The organism is Pseudoalteromonas sp. NZS71_1 (genome assembly GCF_015864305.1).
GTDB classification, from domain to species: Bacteria; Pseudomonadota; Gammaproteobacteria; order Enterobacterales; family Alteromonadaceae; genus Pseudoalteromonas; species Pseudoalteromonas arctica.
In genome coordinates, this window is sequence record NZ_JADYXM010000018.1 from 17,450 (window position 1) to 36,152 (window position 18,703).

Here is an 18,703-nt window from a genome sequence, read left to right on the forward strand (position 1 = left end):
CATGCTTAAAAATGATTTTTGTATGGCTGATGGCTGTTATTTACTAAACCACTCGGTAGGGCGTCCTCTTAAAAATACGCAGCAATATTTAGCACAGCGCTATTTTGTACCGTGGGAGAGCTCAAATCAAGAACCTTGGCAGCAATGGCTGCCCGCAGTTGAGCAATTTACTACCGCACTTGGTAAGTTATTTAATGCGCCTAGTTCGCAGTTTTGTCCTCAGGTTAATTTATCAAGTGGCTTAACAAAGTTGCTTATGTCTCATCCACGGCTACAGCAAAAAAATTGTAAAGTGCTTATGGCGCAAAGTGATTTTCCGAGCATGGGTTTTGCAATGCAAAAAGCATTACCAGAGTGCGCACAAATTATGTTTATACCAGAGCACGAAAACCTAACTGATATTAGTGTTTGGCAGCGTTATATAACCGCCGACATCGATTTAGTTTTTATAAGTCATGTGTATTCAAATACAGGTGTACAGGCGCCTGTATACGATATTGTAGCTATAAGTAAATTAACTAATAGTTTATCAATAGTTGATGTTGCTCAATCAGCGGGTGTTATACCGCTTGATTTAAGCATACTCGATGCTGACTTTATGGTTGGCTCGAGCGTTAAATGGTTATGTGGTGGCCCAGGTGCAGCTTATTTATGGGTTAACAAAAATCAAATAGAGTATTGCGAGCCTAAAGATGTGGGGTGGTTTTCGCATCAAAATCCATTTGAGTTCAATATAAACCACTTTGAATATAACGCCAGTGCGCTCAAGTTTTGGGGTGGTACTCCCTCTGTAGCACCTTATATTATTGCCGCAAATAGCATTGCTTACTTTGCAGAGCTAACTGCTCACAAGGTAAGGGATCATAATTTAGCTATGCTTACGCTTATTCATGAGCAACTAGGCAAATATGTTGCATCACCTATGAGTAGTGATAAATGCAGCGGGACTGTTATTTTGTTTTTTAACAAGCAGCAAGACCATGTACTTACAGCGCTTAATAAAGCGAAAGTCAGTGTAGATGCCCGTAAATTTGGGATACGAGTATCGCCACATATTTATAATACTCAAGAAGACGTTGAGCAGTTTATTTCGATAGTAAAACGAGCGCTTAAGGGTTTTGGCTAAGCTGCTGCTTTCTTTGTTTTAATGACTCTATTTTTTGCTGCGTTTGATTAATTGATGCGTCGTAAGCTTGCTTTAACGAATTTGTTTTAGTTGCGATAGCATCAGCAATAGACGAAGCGCCTAAACGATTGGCTTTATCTTGAGTCATGTAATCTATCTGCTGTTTTTTAGCTGCGTATTCTTTTTGGCTTTGTGCAATAGATAGCTCAAGGCGCTTTATTTCTCGTTCTATTTGTTGAACTTCTAAGTAGTCATCCACAGAGGTGTCGGTAATACCTTTACCGGGCGTAGAGCTTTTGTATGCTTCAATTACGTTTATATCTTTAAGAGTAATAACTTGTGCATCTTTAGCGCAAGGCGTTTGGCTAAAGGTAGGAACGCCCTTAATTACACACTTATACACTGTTGTACTTTGTGCCAAGGTAAAAAATGGTGCTGCCGCGCAAACTGATAGCAATATGAACCGGATCATAGCTAAACCTAAAGTGGCTAAAGTTGTGTTAATAATGCCCTAAGTTATTACTAGGCACAATTTGTTTAGTTTTTATAATTTTTAGGTACAAAAAAACCACAATTAAGTGGTTTAAATTAATACCAATCTGCTTATATATGGGGTCTATTTAACGTTAAGAAAATTACGCTAGAACTAGGCAAAAATTTTTGTATCTAGTTGTTCTAAATAAAAAATTTTTAACGACGTTATAGTGAAATTTAATTCGTTAAATTGATCAAAGATTTATGCAGGTTGGTATAAGTATGGTCCATAGGGAGGGATAGACTTGCTTACATCCATGTAATCAATCGCTGCGCGACGCTTGCAGCGGCCCAAAATGTTCCAGACATTTTGTCGAACCCTGTCGAGGGTTCTCACCCTCCCAATTTAGTATTGGTGTTAAATTTTAGGCACAAAAAAACCACAATCAAGTGGTTTAAATTAAGTATGGTGGAGAGGGAGGGATTCGAACCCTCGATAGAGCTACAAACTCTATACTCCCTTAGCAGGGGAGCTCCTTCGGCCACTCGGACACCTCTCCAACGCATAACCGTTTGTATTGATGGAAGTAAAAAAAGCCACCAATTAAAATATGGTGGAGAGATAGGGATTTGAACCCTAGATGGGCTATAAACCCATGCCGGTTTTCAAGACCGGTGCATTCGACCACTCTGCCATCTCTCCGTGACGCAGAATAATACTTAGGTGATACCGCTGTGTAAATAGCAAAATGACTGTTTGCCTAAAAAACGTACGTAAATGAGGTTTTTTTTGTAAATAAGGGGAAATTAAGGCAATTTTTAATAAAATAAATAGGTTGCAGCAAACAAGAGGGAGCTAAATAAGTGACTTCATTTAGTGGTTGAGTGTTCGCTGCACCGAAAAATAATCATGGTTGGGTGATTATTTATATTGAGCTGCGCCGCTAAGTGCTAGTCTTTTACCAATAGTGTTAAGTCTAGCTAACATTCTTGCTTTACGGTTAGTTGGTTTAACTGCTACTTGAGCTGCTGCTGTTTGATTTAATGTGTTAATTGGTTTCATTATTTTGCTCCGGGTTGTATATGTTGAAATCGCGTGCATTTTGCACGTTGTTTGATTAAAAAGACAACGATAAAAATTGAGCCTGACGGATTAGTTAAACTAATCCTTATTGATTTTATTAACGTGCGGTTCAGTGTTTTTTATTATGGTTTTTGCATAAATAGTTAAAATAAAATCGGCGTTACTCTCGCCAATACTGGTGTTTGTGTGTTTTTTATTTATTTATATGCATTTTAAACAAAAATTTTGACTATTTATTCAGATTAAAAAAACTTAATTAAACTCTTTTTTATTCGTTTTTAAATACATTGTTGGAAACAAAAGCTTGTCACTACTAATAATTATTAAACCAAGTACAAAAAAACAGAGTGAAAAATCACTAATATGGCTTAAAAGCATTTGTAAAAAACGCAGTTTTTCTTATTGTATGTTTACTACAACGGGAAACTTTAACGATGACTGCGCTCAAATAAGGTTGCTACTGAGTAAATTTACCAAAGTAGTTGTACTTGGCGGAGACGGTACATTGAGCTTGGCGGTTAATGCGTTAATAGGGAGTAGCTGTACGTTAGCATTATTGCCTTGCGGTACAGGTAACGATTTCTCGAGAGGGTTTAGTTGCAAAGAAGATGATTGGCGAAAGGCACTATTTAATACACCGACAGCAGTTGATGTAGGAAAAATTAATAGCCGCTATTTTATTAATATTGCAGGGGTAGGGTTTGATGCTCATGTAGTTAAAGCGATTAATGCTAAAGCTAGTTTTTCATCTTTTGATTACAGTTGGACGAGCATTAAAGAGCTATTTTATTATCAAGCTCAGCAGTTACAAGGTACGTTTAATAACGATGTTCGGCAGTATAAAAATTTAATTACCGTATTTGCTAATCATAAGTACTTTGGTGGTGGTCTAGAAATAGCGCCAAAAGCAGATTTAACTGATGGGCTACTTGAGTGTTATCAAATGCGATCGGGTGGGCTTTTTTATAATGTAATAAGCTTTATGAAGTTATTTTTTAAGCGCCATCAGCATATAAAAAACCTTAACTACAGTCGCTTAAATACAGCTTCCATAAAAACTGAAGGGTTATTGATTGAAGCAGATGGTGAACTGGTAGGTAAAACTCCTGCCGTTATTAGTGTACATGGGCAGGCTTTACTTTTTCATATGCCAATAAAAAAGCGCCTACAGTAGGGTAGGCGCTTTTACGTTAGTTGCGTTAATAACGCGTCTAACTGGGGACGGAGCCACTTTTAGCCATTGCTCTATTAGCTAAAAAGGCGTTAATTCGTTTTGTTGGAGTAAGCACAATGGCGTTACCTAATAGCACTAGGCTAAATCCTGCAAAGGTATTTGCGTGCCATTCAAAGCCTTCAAAAAAGCTACTCAGTGTTACTGCCACTAATGGGAATAAAACAATAACGTAGCTGGCTTTTTCAGGGCCTATATTTCTAAGTAGAGCAAAGTAGCAACCAAAAGCGATTACAGTGCCAAATATTGATAGATAAAGTAGTGATAACCAGTAACTTGGTGGAGCATTTAAACTAAATTGCACATCGTTCATTAATACATATAAAGCCAAGCCTATAGCGCTGTATAACATACCCCATGCATTGCCTTGCAATACACCAATTTGTTTACGAGAATTACGAACGCTTACCATATTTCCCAATGAAGCCACAAAGGTGCCACCGAGGGCAAGTAGTAACCCGACCAACGCACCATTACTCAAGTCGAACTGCTGTAACTGTGGCCAAAACAGACACGTAATACCTAATACAGCGAGTACAGCACCTGTATAAATTCGTTTTGAGATTGGCTTACCAAAAAATAACCGAGTATTGACTATGTTCATAACCAGCAGCATTGAAAAGGCAATAGAGGTCATGGCTGAGGTAAGGTGATTTTGTGCCCAGTAAAGCATTAAATAATTTAATCCAAAATTACAAATGGCTAATAAAACAAAAAAGCCATGATCCAGTAACTTAAATCGCATGTCGGGTTTTTTGTACGCTACATATAACCACATTAAAAGCGCTGCAATAGCAAAGCGATAAAATAACGATAACTCTACCGCAATATCACCTAACTGAAACTCTATGGCTAACCAAGTTGAGCCCCAAATTAAAACAGTTGTAATGTATAGCGCTGCACTTTTCATGGTTAGTCTCCAAAGCCCGATTGAATGGCTATTTTAAGACCTATCTGTATACTTACCATATACAGAAAAGTAAAAATGTAACCTATACAGATTTGGTGTGTGATGATAAGACAAAAAAATAGCCAAGGGCATGAGTTTTTATATCAGCAAGTTATTCAGTTGATTAGAGATATGAGCGCTCAACAAGTTTTACTCCCCGGCGAAAAACTTCCATCACTGCGTAAAATGGCAGATAACTTAAGCATAAGTATCCCCACTGTAAAACAGGCTTACCAGTCACTTGAAGATCAAGGGTTGGTAGAGGCGCGTGAAAAATCAGGATATTTTTTAAAAGTCGTTAGCATGGCGCACAATTTACCTAAGCGAGTTAAATTAAGTCGCGAACCTGTTGTGGTAAATAAACAAGCCTTAATAGAGCAGGTGTACAGCGCGATTCATCAAGCGAACGTAGTCCCTTTTGGTATCGCTAACCCAATTGCCGCAGCACCTACCGATAAAGCACTCGCCAGAAACATGCGCCGCGTAATGACTATCGCAGGCAGTAAAGCCATAAACTATGGCCCAACAGATGGGTTTGTACCGCTGAAAAAGCAATTAGTGCATCGCTATTTAGATTTTGGCATTGGCATTGATATGGACGAGCTTGTGATCACCAATGGTGCACAAGAAGCCATGGCTATTGCACTTAAGTGTGTAACAAAGCCAGGCGATGTAGTGGCTATTGAGACACCTTGTTATCACGGGATTATAGAGCTAATAGAAAGCTTAGGGCTTAAAGCGCTCGAAATACCACTGTGCCCAGATAATGGCATTTGGTTAAGCGATTTGGATCGCGCTTTGAATGAACATGACATAAAAGCGTGTTTATTCTCGACAGCAATTAGCAACCCTGTGGGCAGCTTTATGCCAGATACAAATAGGCAGCAGCTGGTGGAGTTACTCGAAAGCCACGACGTAGTGCTTATTGAAGATGACGTATACGGCGATTTATATTTTACGGCAAAACGAGGCACACCTGCTTTAGCGTACTCTAAAAAAGGATTAGTGATCAGTTGCTCATCTTTTTCTAAAACCGCAGCGCCTAGCTATCGTGTGGGTTGGGTCGTTGCCGGTAAATTTGCAACACAAGCGCGGCGATATAAACGAGCACTAAGTTGCTCCGCTTCGTTAATAAACCAATGGGCGTTATCAGAATTTATTGCCAGCGGCGAGTACGACCGTAACTTAAAGGTACTCAGGCAGCGCCTGCGCGATAACAAAGAGCGTATGCGATGGTGTTTGCAACAAACTATGCCAAAAAATACACGTATAAGCGATCCAAAAGGAGGCTGTGTAATGTGGCTAGATTTAGGAGGCGAATACGATAGTCAAAAATTATTTTTACTTGCTCTTGAGGTTGGTATTAGTATTACCCCTGGGCTTATTTTTTCAGCCTCTAATAAGTATAAAAGCTGCGTAAGGTTAAGTTATGGTGTGCCGTGGAGCGAGCAGATAGAGCAAGCAATAGTTACATTGGGCAAGCTCACTTTATTAGCTAAAAAGTAATACCAATCTGCTTATATATGGGGTCTATTTAACGTTAAGAAAATTACGCTAGAACTAGGCAAAAGTTTTTGTATCTATTGTTCTAAATAAAAAATTTTTAACGAAGTTATAGTGCAATTTAATTCGTTAAATTGATCAAAGATTTATGCAGGTTGGTATAAGTTTGGGAAACACAAAAAAGCAGCATTTAAGTAAACTTAAGTGCTGCCAAAGGGATGTTAAATAACGTTTGCTGTACTAATTCTGTTTAAAGCTAAATAACTGGTAACCTTTAAGCTCTGGCACTTGCATTACTAATTGCTCTTCTTGTTTTGCAATATCAGCAAAGTTTTCACATAAAGAGTTAGCTCTCTCTTCAAGTGCGCTTGCATGTAGCTCTACTTTTTCTTCTATTTGTGCACCCATATTTTCCATGCGCTGTTCAAAGGCATCCATATCGCCGCCTGAACCAAGTAACTCAGAACCTAAAGCCACTAAAATACTGCCCATTGATTGCATTACTGCTGATTCAACCGCTGTTTCTATCTGCTGCTCAAATTGTTGTTCAAAGTTTTCGCCAAATTGATTAAAACTTTGTTGGCCCATTACAAATGTACCTTGCTGGTAAAATGTGTTTTCTACCTCAATTTTAATGTCGTCCATAAGCTCAGACATATTATCAAGACCGTCAATATTAAATGCACTGCCTACTTCTTCTAATGCCACACCGGCAATTTTAACACCCTCTAACGCTATGTTAGCTACTTCAGGTAATTGAGTGCGTAAGCTGTCAGAGTACTTATTCAGTGCTTCGCGTTGTGAGCTATTAAGCGCTACAAGCTCGCCATTTACGGTTAAGTCACCATGGGCATTAAATTGCATAGTTTTATTATTGGCAGTAAAAATTTCTAATTCGTTTGGTTTAATACGTACATCGTTTTTAAATTCGACGTTACATTCATCGTTACTAAATGAAATTGCAGAATCGTTGTCGTTATGAGCCATAGCGGCTGGCGTACAAATTAATGCGCTAACTAATAGTAATTTTTTCATGTTTGTTCTCTACTTTTTGTTGATGACGATTAATTAATAACAAGTTTGATGCCAGTTTTATTTTTCCATAAAAAACAATTGATTAAGTGTTTTTCTTTATTTTTTAGCAAGTCAAAATAATTAATAAATAACTATTTTTTAGTCAAATTGGCTAACTAATAAAAATTAATAAATTTTATTTATCGATACGATAAAAAACTCTCACTTTCCTCAATTCAAATTTAGCGCTATTTATTCACATTACTGACATGAAGACTATTTACAGTAGTCGCGTGGCTTTATTTTGATGTTAATTTGCAGTGCACTTTGGCATTAAACATTTTTAATTTTACCGGCTATTGCGATAATAAAATCCTTGGTTGGTCTCAAACACTTTATGGAGTGGGTTGTGGGTAAGACATTTAGTTACGATGCGCTAGATGACGATTTTGTTGAAGACGAGTACGAAATGCTCGGACGTAATCAACACGATAAGAACAAGCAAAAGGTTAAAAAGAAGTTGGAAGACTACCTTGAGCAAAAACGCTTGCGTAAAAATCTAGGCGAAGACGATTTAAGCGATTACACCGATTAAATTTCACTAGTATAAATAAAATACCAATTAATATTGAGAGTTTAAATGTGCAGTTATGCGTATGTTTAAGTTTCAATAGTATTGGCAATAAAGAGGCCTTGCGCCTCTTTATTACTTTTTAAAGCGTACTTTTAGCCTGTGCTAATGCTTTTTGAATTGTAAGTTCTAGCTTTTCGGGTTTAATAAAAGGTGCATAACGTTTAATTGGTGTACCATCTGCGGCAATTAAAAATTTAGTAAAATTCCACTTTATTTTACGTGTTAAAAAACCAGGTAAAGCCGATTTTAAATAACGAAAGATTGGGTGAGCATGCTCACCGTTTACATCTACTTTGGCCGCCATTAAAAAACTCACACCAAAATTAATTAAGCACCCTTGCTCTATTTGTGTTGCGTCGCCGGGTTCTTGCTGACCAAATTGATTGCACGGAAATCCCAGAATAACTAAACCTTGGCTGGCATACTTATTGTGCAAAGCTTGCAGTGACTCGTACTGGTAGGTAAATCCACATTTACTTGCGGTATTAACAATAAGCACAACCTTACCTTCAAAATCATTAAAGTTGATAGGTTGACCCTGTAAGCTTGTTGCGCTTAATTGATGAAATTCGTGCATATTGGCGTCTTTTTTATTGTTGTTAGCCGCATTTTAACCTGAGTGCAGTATTTCATAAAGTATAAAGATCGCACTAATTTAAAATTAGAAATAGCCCCATACCGGCAAGCGTAGTGTAATAAATATTATGTGTTTTGTAGGCAACAATAATGGCGACTATTGCTGCGCTTAAATAAGGGTTTTGCCAGTTTAAGTTAATGCCATCTTCATTCAAAAACACGATAGGCACCCAAATTGCTGTAAGCACTGCTGGTGCGCTAAAGCTTAAAAATTGCTGCATTTTAGGGCCTACTTTAAACGGCAAAGCACGGTGTAAAAATAAATAACGCGTAAAAAATGTAATGCACGCCATGAGTAAAATAGTCGTCATCATGGCGTTACTTCCTTTTTAGTGGCTAGTCTTGCTGTGCTGTAACCTGCGGCCATTGCCAGCAGCGCTGAGCAAACAAGCCATAACTCAAATCCTGTGCTTTTTAAAAGCGTTGCGCTAATGCCTGCTACAATTACCGTAACGAGTGAGGCCAAATTTTTAATGCCCGGAATAACCAAAGCTATAAACGTGGCAGCAATGGCAAAGTCGAGCCCTAAATTAGTTAAATCGGGCAGCATTGTGCCTGCTACAATGCCAATTAACGTCCAAATATTCCATGCAATATAAAAGCTAAAACCAGCGCTCAATGCGTATATTAAACGTGTTTTTGTTCTGTACGCTTTTCTATGGTGAGAAAATGCAAATAACTCATCGGTTAATACAAAACTTACTGGTAAGCGCCAACGCATAGGTTGGTCAATTACCTTATGACGCACAGCTAAACCGTATAAAAAGTGCCGAGAGCTAATAATAAATGTTGTGAATAAAATTGTGAGCAATGGTGTGTTGCCCGCTATAAGTTCAATTGCAACAAGCTGTGCAGAGCCTGCAAAGACTAATAACGACATTGCTTGGGTTTCTAGTGCACTAAAGCCATTTTGAATCGCTAAAGAACCACATAAAATGCCCCAAGGAACAACAGCTAAACACAGTGGTAGCATATCTAAAAAGCCTTTTAAAATAGCTTTTTTAACTGGTTGCATGATATTTACTCGCACGGCTTGTAGAATGGCTCATAAGGATACCTTAATATTATGATGTTAAAGTAGTTAACGAATTAGATAATACTGTTTTTTTAAGGATAGGCGCAATGACGACGTTAAAAGTGTGGGATGGGTTTATTAGATGCTTTCATTGGTTTTTGGTTGTAAGTATTGCGGTGCTTTATTTTAGTATTGAAGAGGGCATGATTGAGCTTCATTTTGTTGCTGGGTTCTTTACTTTAGCACTCATCGTAACGCGTTTAATATGGGGCATTATCGGAAGTAAAACTGCGAGATTAAGTGGGTTGCTGCACTCTCCTCGTGCTATTTTAAAGGCACTAAAGACACCAAGCGACTCGCTAGGTCATTCAGCACCTGGCAGTTGTATGGTAATGGTATTTTTTATAATTATAATTACGCAGCTTATTACCGGGTTAATGAGTAGTGATGGCATTTTAACTGACGGCCCGCTTGCTCAATATGTGTCTAGCGATACGATTGATTTTGCAAATTGGCTACATGAGCTGAATTTTGACATTTTACTTTATGCTATTGGTTTACATGTATTAGCTATTATTGTTTATAGAATAAAAGGTAAGCCGCTAGTTAAGGCGATGATCACAGGCTCAAAAGAGTTAAAAGCGGATGACTCTGAGGCTAAAGTAACAAAAGCGTCTTGGCCTGCGTGGCTAATATTTATATCTTTATTGGTGTTGCTGATATTTACGTGGGCAAAAGAACCTTTAACTTATTTATTTAGTTAAAAACACATTAAACCAATCTTAAAGGGTTGGTTTTTATTTTTGGTTACATTCTTTTGTTTGATTGTTATGCGGGGCCGAATTATAATCGCCGCATTGCTGGCAAACTAATCGAAAGATTAGGGCGCAAAGTTTCCGGTCTAAGGCTTTTTATAAAGCTATGGTAGCGGGACTACTGCATAACGTGTTGTTATGTATCACTTGCCCTCAGTGTATTTTTTGTGTATCCATAGTGTATGGATAAGATTTTGTAACTCTTAAGGTGTTGCCGTGTTTATGCATACGTCGTTGGCCTGTGGAAAGTGGTCAACAATAGGTTGCTTAAATCATCATACCCAATTGTTTATTGGCGATGTGGTGAGTGTAACCTTTTATGACATGCAAGGAGAGCTAGTTAGTTTATCATTTGATTACAAAATCACCTCGCTTGAACAAGGTGAACCTCACGCATGGCCACGTTTAGTTGCCGAGCATATTAACGTGCATGTACCCCTTGTTAGCGCAGGTAAAATGACCGAACAAGGTTTAATTGTAGCCTATAGAAACAATGAAATTTTTGCTTTGCAAAGCAGTGGTATATGTAAAGCGCATGTCGATTTTCATTGTATTGCAAAATGCGATGAGCGTGTTGTTAATAACCTTGATACTTATGATTACGTGTACCCTGAAAATTGTGAAAACTATAATGCGGGTACAAAGGTATTGCAGCCAAAAACAGGGCATGTTTATCAATGTAGGCCTTGGCCATTTAATGAGTTTTGCCGCGCGAGTGACGATAAAAAGTTTATGTTCGAGCCCGGTATTGGACAAAGTTGGGCTATGGCTTGGCAGCAAATATAAGGCTGTTAGTGAATTATCTTCCCAAAGGTATAGCGGTTTTAGTAATGAAGCGTTTACCGTTTTAGCCCATCCAACTATTGGATGGGCTTTTTTATTTTTATGATAAACTGTAAATCACGTTATTTTTTTAATTGGTTTTGTTGTGTCTCGTCCTGACTATTCTTTAAGTTTATTACCTAATTTCCCGATTGCTAAACAGCAAGCCCATACATTAAGTACTCATAATAAAATACGCACTGATAATTACTATTGGATGCGTGATGACGATCGTCAGGATGAGCAAGTACTTGCACATTTACATGCTGAAAATGCATATTGCGATGAACAGTTAGCTGCAATGAAGCCACTCCAAAATACACTTTTTGAAGAGTTAAAAGCACGCATTGTAAAAGACGATAACTCGGTACCCGTTAAAGACGGGAAATACTGGTATCACTCAGAAGTTCGTGGTGATGATGAGTACTCTCGCCATTATAGAAGCACGAGCATAAAGGCTGATAATAAAGAGCTTTTACTCGATGTGAATATATTAGCTGAGGGATTTGAGTTTTTTGAGCTAGGAGAAGTCGCACTAAGCCCATGCGAGCAGCTTATGGCTTACTCTGAAGATACTGAAGGTCGTCGTATTTATAATGTTCGCTTTAAAAGCTTAACGACCGGTGAAATGCTACCTGATGTACTTGAAAATACAGAAGGGCAGGTTGTTTGGGCTAACGACAATAAAACTGTTTTTTATGTAAAAAAAGATTTAAAAACGCTACTAGGATACCAAGTATTTAGGCATGAGCTTGGCAGCGAGCAAAGCCAAGACGTAATGGTTTACGAAGAGCAAGACAGCAGCTTTTTTATGGGGCTTGGTAAAAGCCGCGACGAAGGCTTAATTATTATTGATTTAGCATCGACAGAGACCAACGATACATGGGTGCTTGATGCTAATAAGCCCACTGACGAATTTAAAGCATTAATGCCGCGTGAAGATGGCCACGAGTTTGACGTAGATAAGCTAGGTGACACATTTTATATTGTGACTAACTGGCAAGCTAAAAACTTTAGATTAATGACGGCAACAAACGAAACGATTGCTGATAAAACACAATGGTTTGAGCATACAGCTCACAGAGAAAATGTACTGCTTGAAGGTGTAGAGTTATTTAATGACTTTTTAGTATTGAGTGAACGCGAGCAAGGGCAAGCTCGATTTGTAGTTGTTAATAGGCTAGGGGATCGTATGGCACTTGAGTTTGCCGATCCTTGTTATTATGCTGCAATAGCAATGAACCCAGAGCCAGACACACGCACTGCGCGTATTTATTACTCAAGTTTAACAACACCAGGCTCTTTATATGATGTTGATTTAGCAACTGGCGAAAAAACACTACTTAAACAGCAAAAAGTACTCGGTAGTTTTAATGCCGATGACTATCAGTCGGAGCGATTAATGGTAACTGCTCGCGACGGAGTTAAAGTACCTGTATCTGTTGTTTATCGAAAAGACAGCTTTAAAAAAGATGGCACAAATCCGTTATTTCAATACGGCTATGGCGCCTATGGTTATACGATTGATCCTAGTTTTTCTAGTTCGTCATTGAGCTTACTCGATCGTGGCTTTGTTTATGTTATTGCGCATGTTCGAGGCTCTGAAATGCTAGGTCGCGAATGGTATGAGCAAGGTAAAAAAGAGCATAAACAAAATAGCTTTAGTGACTTTATTGATGTGACAAAAGCGCTTGTTGATCAAGGTTATTGTGATAGCAATAAGGTGTTTGCCTCAGGCGGCAGTGCCGGTGGCCTATTAATGGGGGCGGTTGTAAACCAGGCACCAGAGTTATATTGTGGTGTTGGCTGTCATGTACCATTTTTAGACGTATTAACCACAATGCTTGATGAAAGTATTCCACTCACAACAAATGAATACGATGAATGGGGTAATCCAAATGAGCCTCAATTTTATGATGTGATAGAAGCTTACTCGCCTTATGACAATATTAGCGCACAAAACTACCCGAACATACTCGTTACTACCGGTCTTCATGACTCACAAGTACAGTATTGGGAGCCTATGAAGTGGGTTGCAAAAATGCGTGAACTTAAAACAGACAGTAATATTTTAGTATTTAAAACCGATATGGATGCAGGTCATGGCGGTGCATCAGGTCGTTTTAAAAGCTTAGAAGAAAAAGCCCTCGAAATGGCCTTTTTTATTGCGCTGTTAAATTAACTGCAAAATCGGAAAATTGTATTACTCTATATATAGAAGTTGATATATATAAGGTAATTTATGTTTGGAGCACATGGCGAATTTCAGATTTGTTCACAGCCCCCTCATATGTATTTAAAATTGAAGGGGAGCTTTAACAATGAAGGTATAACATCATTAACTAATGGTGTTATTCAAGAATTGAGCACTCACCCTGAAAATACGATTAAGTTTGTGATTGTTAACTTAAAAGAGTTTGAACTGTTAACTTTAGATAGTCTTGATTCGTTAGAGGCCTATTTTGCGGGTGTAAAAGAACGTGGCTATCAACGAGTTGACTATATAAACATTAATATCATAGCTAAAAACATGTTTGAAAAAGTATGGAAAAATAGCGATGTAGAAGTTAATTTTTATAAAGATACTGAAAGCTATTTATTAGTGCATCCAAGTGATAGTTATATAAAACAGAACTGGTAATTAATATGAGTATTATAAACCGCTACTGAAGAGGGCTTATAATACTCTCTAAACACCCTTTATAGCGCCTTGAAAGGTTTAAGCACATATCGTTTTTAAGTCTGACTTTATAATCGCCACTGTCAGTAGGCATCAGTTCGCAGATAGCTTGTTTTCTTACCAGCGTTGAGCGATGAATACGAATAAACCCTTCTGGCTCTAGCTGCTGTTCAATATTTTTCATGGTTTCGCGGTGTAATACCGGTGTACTACCTTGGGTAAAATGCAGCTCTACATAATTGCCCGCACCATTAATCCAAATAATATCTTTTATATCAATTAGCCTTACCTTACCTACATCTTTAACTACGATATGTGATGATGGTTTTTCGGTTTGTGTGCTTTGTTGATATTGACGTTCGGCCGCGCTTGCAATCGGGCAAAGGTGAATCAGTTTATCAAAGCATTTATCGATACGTGGTGCAGTTGAATCTACTATTAAAAAATCAACAGCGCCAACTTCAAAAGCAAAACTCGCAAAATGACCCGACTGGGCAATAATGACTAACTTAAGCTTTTTAGCGAGCTCCGTTAAATGCACTATTTGCATAGGGTCTGCCAGATTAGTTAGTTCGTAAAACAGTACGTTGTATTGATCTGTATCTATCTGATCTAATCTGTTTGCCTGAATAAAAGATTGAGATTCAAAGTGTCGGTGCTCTTGCACGCGCTTTGTTAAAAATGTTGCAAACTTAGTGTTACTAACAAAAGTTAATGCATGAAAAGAAGCGACCATTATTTTATATCTCTTGCTGTATATAATAATAAAGACCGTGCTTAGCGGAAAAACTGTTATGAAAAGTACAATATATTTATAAAATAATTGTGACGTACTAATTCGTCCCATCAAACTAGCTATTCATACCAAAGATTACGCCTAATAAATAACGTACGTAGAGTGTTTAAATAAATCCCCTTACTGTAATCCGCGAAGTAACTATTTAGTTACAAAAATAACAATTCAGGGGAATTATATGACATTAACTAACAAAGGTAGCGCGCGATTATTTAAAAAATCGTCGTTAACAGTTGCGCTAAGCAGCGCGATACTTGCAAGCATTTCATTTCAAGGTGTGGCTGCAGAAGATGACGAAATTACTAAAATAGAACGTGTACAAGTTACAGGCTCTCGCATTCGTTCAGCTGAGGCGATGTCATCAGCGCCTATTCAAGTTGTAGATAGCACAGCAATCGACGCATCTGGTTCATTAAATATTCAAGATTTACTACTAGATAATCCAGCATTTGGTTCACCGGCAATCAGTCGTACTAACTCAAACTTTAGTACAGCTAGTGCAGGTGTTGCGACTGTAGATTTACGTAATTTAGGTTCTAACCGTACATTGGTATTAGTTAACGGTCGTCGTTATGTATCAGGTGTACCAGGTAGCTCTGCTGTCGATTTAAACACTATTCCGAGCCAATTTATTGAACGTGTTGAAATTATGACAGGTGGTGCTTCATCTGTTTATGGCTCTGACGCTGTTGCTGGTGTAGTTAACTTTGTTTTAAAAGATGACTTTGAAGGCGTTGAGTTTGATGGTCAGTACGGTGAATCGAGTGAAGGTGATGATGAGTCACGCCAATTTAACTTTACCTCAGGCTTATCAAGCTCAGATGGTAAAGGACACGCAATGTTTCACCTTGGTTACTCTGATCAAGGCGCTGTTTTCTCACGTGACCGTGATCGCTCAGCGGTAGACCAATTTTCAGGTATTTTCTTCGAAGATGATCCAGTAGCAAATCCAGGTTCTGTATTTGATGCAGTAAGCCCGTTTTTATCTTCATTTCCACCACAAGGTCGTTTTAGCGCTGGGGATGAAACATTTACATTTAATGATGCAAACAACCTACAAAACTCATTTAGTACTAATGGCGGCGATGGCGTAGCTGCAAATGGTTTTAACCGAAGCGGTGTACGTACAATAGCAATACCTACAGAGCGTTACTTATTCGCCTCAAATGGTAGCTACGAGTTAAGCGACAAGCATAGCTTTTTTTATGAAGGCACTTACGCTGCAACAACAACCGTTTCTGAATTAGAGCCATTTCCTTTTGCCTCTGACGACATTTATGCAAATGGCCAGGTACCAATTGAATTTAATGTAAACGGTGAGCTTTTACGTAACGCGTTTGTTCCAGACGATATATATAACGCAGCAACCGATACCGATGGTGATGGCGCACGAGATATCTTCTTTGCAAAACGTTTAAGTGATATCGGTAATCGTGGAGCACGAGCAGAGCGTGATACATTCCGTTTAGCACTTGGTTTTCAAGGTGAAATAGCCGATGGTTGGTTTTACGATACTTACTATGTATACGGTAAAACAAAAGAGCAACAAGTTTCAGGCGGTCTAGTTAATGTACAAAGCTTCCGTCAAGGTTTAGAAGCTGTGATCGATAGCCAAGATTTAGATGGTGATGGTATTACTGATGAGGCTATCTGTATCGATGCGACAGCACGTGGCTTTAATTGTGCACCAGTAGACATTTATGGTTTTAATTCGTTATCGCAAGGTGCTATTGATTTTGTAAGTGCACCTAGCTCACTTTCAACGTCGGTTGAGCAAGAAATCATTGGTGGTAATATTTCAGGTGATTTATTTGATTTACCAGCAGGTACGGTAGGTATTGCAGCTGGTTTTGAATACCGTGAAGAATTTTCACGCAGTGAATTTGATGCACTACAGCAAGCAGGTCTTAATGCGGGTAATGCAATCCCAGCAACAGAAGGCTCGTTTGATGTAACTGAGTATTATGTAGAAGCAAATATCCCAGTGCTTGATACTGTAACAATGAACGCAGCTGTTCGTTTATCTGACTATTCAACTGTAGGTAGCACTGAAAGCTGGAATGTGGGTGTTGATTGGGAAGTAATGGATAGCTTACGTTTACGTGCTACTCGTGCTCGTTCAACACGTGCTCCAAATATCGATGAACTATTTTCTCCGCCTTCACAAACTTTCCCAAGTGGCTTAAACGATCCATGTTTAGGTGTTACTAATAGTGGCGGTGGTGCTGCTGGTGATGCTTGTCGAACAGATGGTGGTGTTACAACTAATATCGCTTCAAATGGTGAGTTCACGCTTAACCAGTCTGACTTACAAGGCATTAGTGGCTTTAACCGTGGTAACCAAGATTTAAAAGAAGAAGTTGGTGACTCTGTAACAGTAGGTTTAGTATTTACACCAGAAAACCTAATATCAGGACTAGATATTACGCTTGATTACTTTGATATCGAAATTACAGATGCAATAGTATCAACACCTCGTCAGTTTATTCTTGACCAATGTTATGGCGGCGGCGATACAAGCTTTTGTGACTTTGTAACTCGTCGTAGTGCGCCATCAGGTAATAATAGTGCTGGTTCACTAGAATTTATCGACAGTGGTGTATCTAACAGTGGTGGTTTAGGTACAGAAGGTGTTGATTTAACACTAACGTACTCTGCTGATATTGGTCCTGGTGCGTTTAGAACTCGCCTTGCTTATACTTACCTAATCGATGGTTATAGCATTCCACTTCCAGGCGCTGATAAAGATGAGTTTGCTGGAGAAATTGGTGCATCAGAGCATAAAGCTAACTGGAACTTTGGTTATAAACTTAACGACTTTGATTTTAACTGGAGCTTAACTTACATTGGCGCTGCAGACTTTGATGATCAATTCTTAAGTGGTTTTGGTATTGCTCCAGGTGGAGTAGGGATTGGTTCAGTAACGTATCATGATGTTCAAGCAAGTTACCATATCAGCGATTCAACAGAGCTTTACGCTGGTGCAAGTAACTTATTTGATAAAGAGCCACCACGCATTTTATCGGGTGTGAGCGGTTCAAGTACTGGTACTGAAACTGATGCTGGTACGTACGACCCAATTGGTCAATCATTCTACATAGGTTTTAGAAGTAAATTCTAACCAACAATAACGACACTAATATAGTTACTTAATTAGTTACGTTCACAAAGCCTCAGTATCGCTGGGGCTTTTTTATTGGAAAAAATAATAAGAGCAGTAATACTTATACATTGTTTATCCCAATATATGAGCATTGTGCCCACTTAAACCAAAAACAACGCCACTGGTAACAGGGGCGTTGTTTAGTATTGGGAGGAGACTAATATAGTAACCGAATCGCTTGATTATTTAACGATTTATCCCTATTTGTGGCCCTCTTCATTGAGGGCTTTTTTTTGCTGGTTTAGTCTAAGTAAGCCTTTAGCATCCAAACCAATTTTTCTTGCTCTGAGATGTAATCGCTCATTAGTGAGGCTGTACCTTCATCGTCTGCATCACCAGCTTGGCTTAAAATATCACGCTGCATGTGAATTAATGTGCTGTAACCAGCAAGTAGGTTTTCTACGGCTGTAACGCCATCACTAATACCTTTAGCTTCTTTGATTTTACTTACTTCAAGGTAATCAGAAAATGCATGTAGAGGTGCGCCATCTAACGTTAAAATACGTTCTGCAACTTCATCTACTTTTAGAAGTAGTAAGTTATAAATTTCTTCAAACTTAACGTGTAGTTCAAAAAAGTTACGGCCTTTAATATTCCAGTGAAAGCCACGCGCGTTCATGTATTGAATCTGGTAGCTACTCAATAATGTATTGAGTGACTTTATGATGTCTTCGCTTTTTGCGCTGTTTAGACCAATTGCGTTTACATGTGACATAACTTGCTCCTGAATAACCGTTTGTTTGTGAACTTGTGATAAGTAT

18 protein-coding genes, 2 tRNA genes and 1 riboswitch are annotated in these 18,703 nt (G+C 38.4%); of the genes, 9 read left to right on the plus strand and 11 right to left on the minus strand.

All coding sequences use genetic code 11. The annotated features are described in order from the left end of the window. Window position 1 precedes the first annotated feature (1 nt). Window positions 2–1,126, plus strand: coding sequence for an aminotransferase class V-fold PLP-dependent enzyme (locus I6F43_RS18180; protein WP_197103464.1), 1,125 nt, complete (start codon window positions 2–4; stop codon window positions 1,124–1,126). Here the strand turns inward: I6F43_RS18180 and I6F43_RS18185 are convergent. From I6F43_RS18185 to I6F43_RS18200, 4 genes are all read right to left on the minus strand, one after another. Beyond that, window positions 1,110–1,598, minus strand: coding sequence for a DUF4124 domain-containing protein (locus I6F43_RS18185; protein ID WP_007579794.1), 489 nt, complete (start codon window positions 1,596–1,598; stop codon window positions 1,110–1,112). The two genes, I6F43_RS18180 and I6F43_RS18185, sit on opposite strands and share 17 nt — an antisense overlap. A 469-nt stretch (window positions 1,599–2,067) precedes the next feature. After that, a tRNA-Ser gene (locus I6F43_RS18190) sits at window positions 2,068–2,160 on the minus strand. Window positions 2,161–2,212: 52 nt separating this feature from the next. Further along, a tRNA-Ser gene (locus I6F43_RS18195) sits at window positions 2,213–2,303 on the minus strand. 219 nt (window positions 2,304–2,522) lie between these two features. Continuing rightward, a complete protein-coding gene (locus tag I6F43_RS18200; protein WP_010554841.1) occupies window positions 2,523–2,663 on the minus strand; it encodes a hypothetical protein in 141 nt (46 codons plus the stop codon). 325 nt (window positions 2,664–2,988) lie between these two features. On the opposite strand from I6F43_RS18200, the gene I6F43_RS18205 reads away from it, so the two are divergent. After that, the gene (locus I6F43_RS18205; RefSeq protein WP_197103466.1) at window positions 2,989–3,858 is read left to right on the plus strand and encodes a diacylglycerol/lipid kinase family protein; all 870 of its coding nucleotides are present in this window, start codon (window positions 2,989–2,991) and stop codon (window positions 3,856–3,858) included. Window positions 3,859–3,895: 37 nt separating this feature from the next. On the opposite strand, the gene I6F43_RS18210 is transcribed toward I6F43_RS18205, so the two are convergent. Next, complete coding sequence (locus tag I6F43_RS18210; protein WP_007579798.1) at window positions 3,896–4,825, minus strand: DMT family transporter; 930 nt, start codon at window positions 4,823–4,825, stop codon at window positions 3,896–3,898. Between the two features lie 102 nt (window positions 4,826–4,927). Between I6F43_RS18210 and I6F43_RS18215 the strand changes: the two genes are divergently transcribed. Next, window positions 4,928–6,370, plus strand: a complete 1,443-nt coding sequence (locus I6F43_RS18215) for an aminotransferase-like domain-containing protein (RefSeq protein WP_197103468.1) — start codon at window positions 4,928–4,930, stop codon at window positions 6,368–6,370. A gap of 237 nt (window positions 6,371–6,607) precedes the next feature. Here the strand turns inward: I6F43_RS18215 and I6F43_RS18220 are convergent, their stop codons facing one another. Further along, window positions 6,608–7,402 carry a YggN family protein gene (locus tag I6F43_RS18220; RefSeq protein ID WP_165736359.1) on the minus strand — a complete coding sequence of 265 codons (795 nt, stop codon included), beginning with the start codon at window positions 7,400–7,402 and terminating at the stop codon, window positions 6,608–6,610. A gap of 388 nt (window positions 7,403–7,790) precedes the next feature. On the opposite strand from I6F43_RS18220, the gene I6F43_RS18225 reads away from it, so the two are divergent. Continuing rightward, the gene (locus I6F43_RS18225; RefSeq protein ID WP_007579801.1) at window positions 7,791–7,976 is read left to right on the plus strand and encodes a PA3496 family putative envelope integrity protein; all 186 of its coding nucleotides are present in this window, start codon (window positions 7,791–7,793) and stop codon (window positions 7,974–7,976) included. 118 nt (window positions 7,977–8,094) lie between these two features. On the opposite strand, the gene I6F43_RS18230 is transcribed toward I6F43_RS18225, so the two are convergent. From I6F43_RS18230 to I6F43_RS18240, 3 genes are all read right to left on the minus strand, one after another. Beyond that, on the minus strand, window positions 8,095–8,592 hold the full coding sequence (locus tag I6F43_RS18230) for a glutathione peroxidase (RefSeq protein ID WP_197103470.1): 498 nt from the start codon (window positions 8,590–8,592) through the stop codon (window positions 8,095–8,097). A gap of 73 nt (window positions 8,593–8,665) precedes the next feature. Further along, window positions 8,666–8,965, minus strand: a complete 300-nt coding sequence (locus tag I6F43_RS18235) for an AzlD domain-containing protein (protein ID WP_004335020.1) — start codon at window positions 8,963–8,965, stop codon at window positions 8,666–8,668. Then, window positions 8,962–9,666: an AzlC family ABC transporter permease gene (locus I6F43_RS18240; protein WP_169044532.1), complete on the minus strand. Its 705-nt coding sequence runs from the start codon at window positions 9,664–9,666 to the stop codon at window positions 8,962–8,964. Before I6F43_RS18240 ends, I6F43_RS18235 begins: the two co-directional genes overlap by 4 nt. Before the next feature lie 107 nt (window positions 9,667–9,773). Here I6F43_RS18240 and I6F43_RS18245 point away from each other — a divergent pair, with 107 nt between their 5' ends. From I6F43_RS18245 to I6F43_RS18260, 4 genes are all read left to right on the plus strand, one after another. Next, window positions 9,774–10,430, plus strand: coding sequence for a cytochrome b/b6 domain-containing protein (locus I6F43_RS18245; RefSeq protein WP_007579804.1), 657 nt, complete (start codon window positions 9,774–9,776; stop codon window positions 10,428–10,430). Between the two features lie 88 nt (window positions 10,431–10,518). Then, window positions 10,519–10,607, plus strand: a riboswitch (cyclic di-GMP riboswitch). Between the two features lie 96 nt (window positions 10,608–10,703). Continuing rightward, window positions 10,704–11,267 (plus strand): hypothetical protein, encoded by a 564-nt coding sequence (locus tag I6F43_RS18250; RefSeq protein ID WP_024589489.1) that lies wholly within the window; start codon window positions 10,704–10,706, stop codon window positions 11,265–11,267. Between the two features lie 142 nt (window positions 11,268–11,409). After that, the gene (locus tag I6F43_RS18255; RefSeq protein ID WP_197103472.1) at window positions 11,410–13,485 is read left to right on the plus strand and encodes a S9 family peptidase; all 2,076 of its coding nucleotides are present in this window, start codon (window positions 11,410–11,412) and stop codon (window positions 13,483–13,485) included. Window positions 13,486–13,545: 60 nt separating this feature from the next. Next, the gene (locus tag I6F43_RS18260) at window positions 13,546–13,944 is read left to right on the plus strand and encodes a hypothetical protein (protein ID WP_007579808.1); all 399 of its coding nucleotides are present in this window, start codon (window positions 13,546–13,548) and stop codon (window positions 13,942–13,944) included. Window positions 13,945–13,966: 22 nt separating this feature from the next. Here the strand turns inward: I6F43_RS18260 and I6F43_RS18265 are convergent, their stop codons facing one another. Continuing rightward, window positions 13,967–14,719, minus strand: coding sequence for a LytR/AlgR family response regulator transcription factor (locus I6F43_RS18265; RefSeq protein ID WP_007579810.1), 753 nt, complete (start codon window positions 14,717–14,719; stop codon window positions 13,967–13,969). A 238-nt stretch (window positions 14,720–14,957) separates the two neighbouring features. On the opposite strand from I6F43_RS18265, the gene I6F43_RS18270 reads away from it, so the two are divergent. Then, window positions 14,958–17,900, plus strand: a complete 2,943-nt coding sequence (locus I6F43_RS18270) for a TonB-dependent receptor domain-containing protein (protein ID WP_165722827.1) — start codon at window positions 14,958–14,960, stop codon at window positions 17,898–17,900. A 283-nt stretch (window positions 17,901–18,183) separates the two neighbouring features. On the opposite strand, the gene I6F43_RS18275 is transcribed toward I6F43_RS18270, so the two are convergent. Continuing rightward, a complete protein-coding gene (locus I6F43_RS18275) occupies window positions 18,184–18,657 on the minus strand; it encodes a Dps family protein (RefSeq protein WP_004334993.1) in 474 nt (157 codons plus the stop codon). Window positions 18,658–18,703 lie beyond the last annotated feature (46 nt).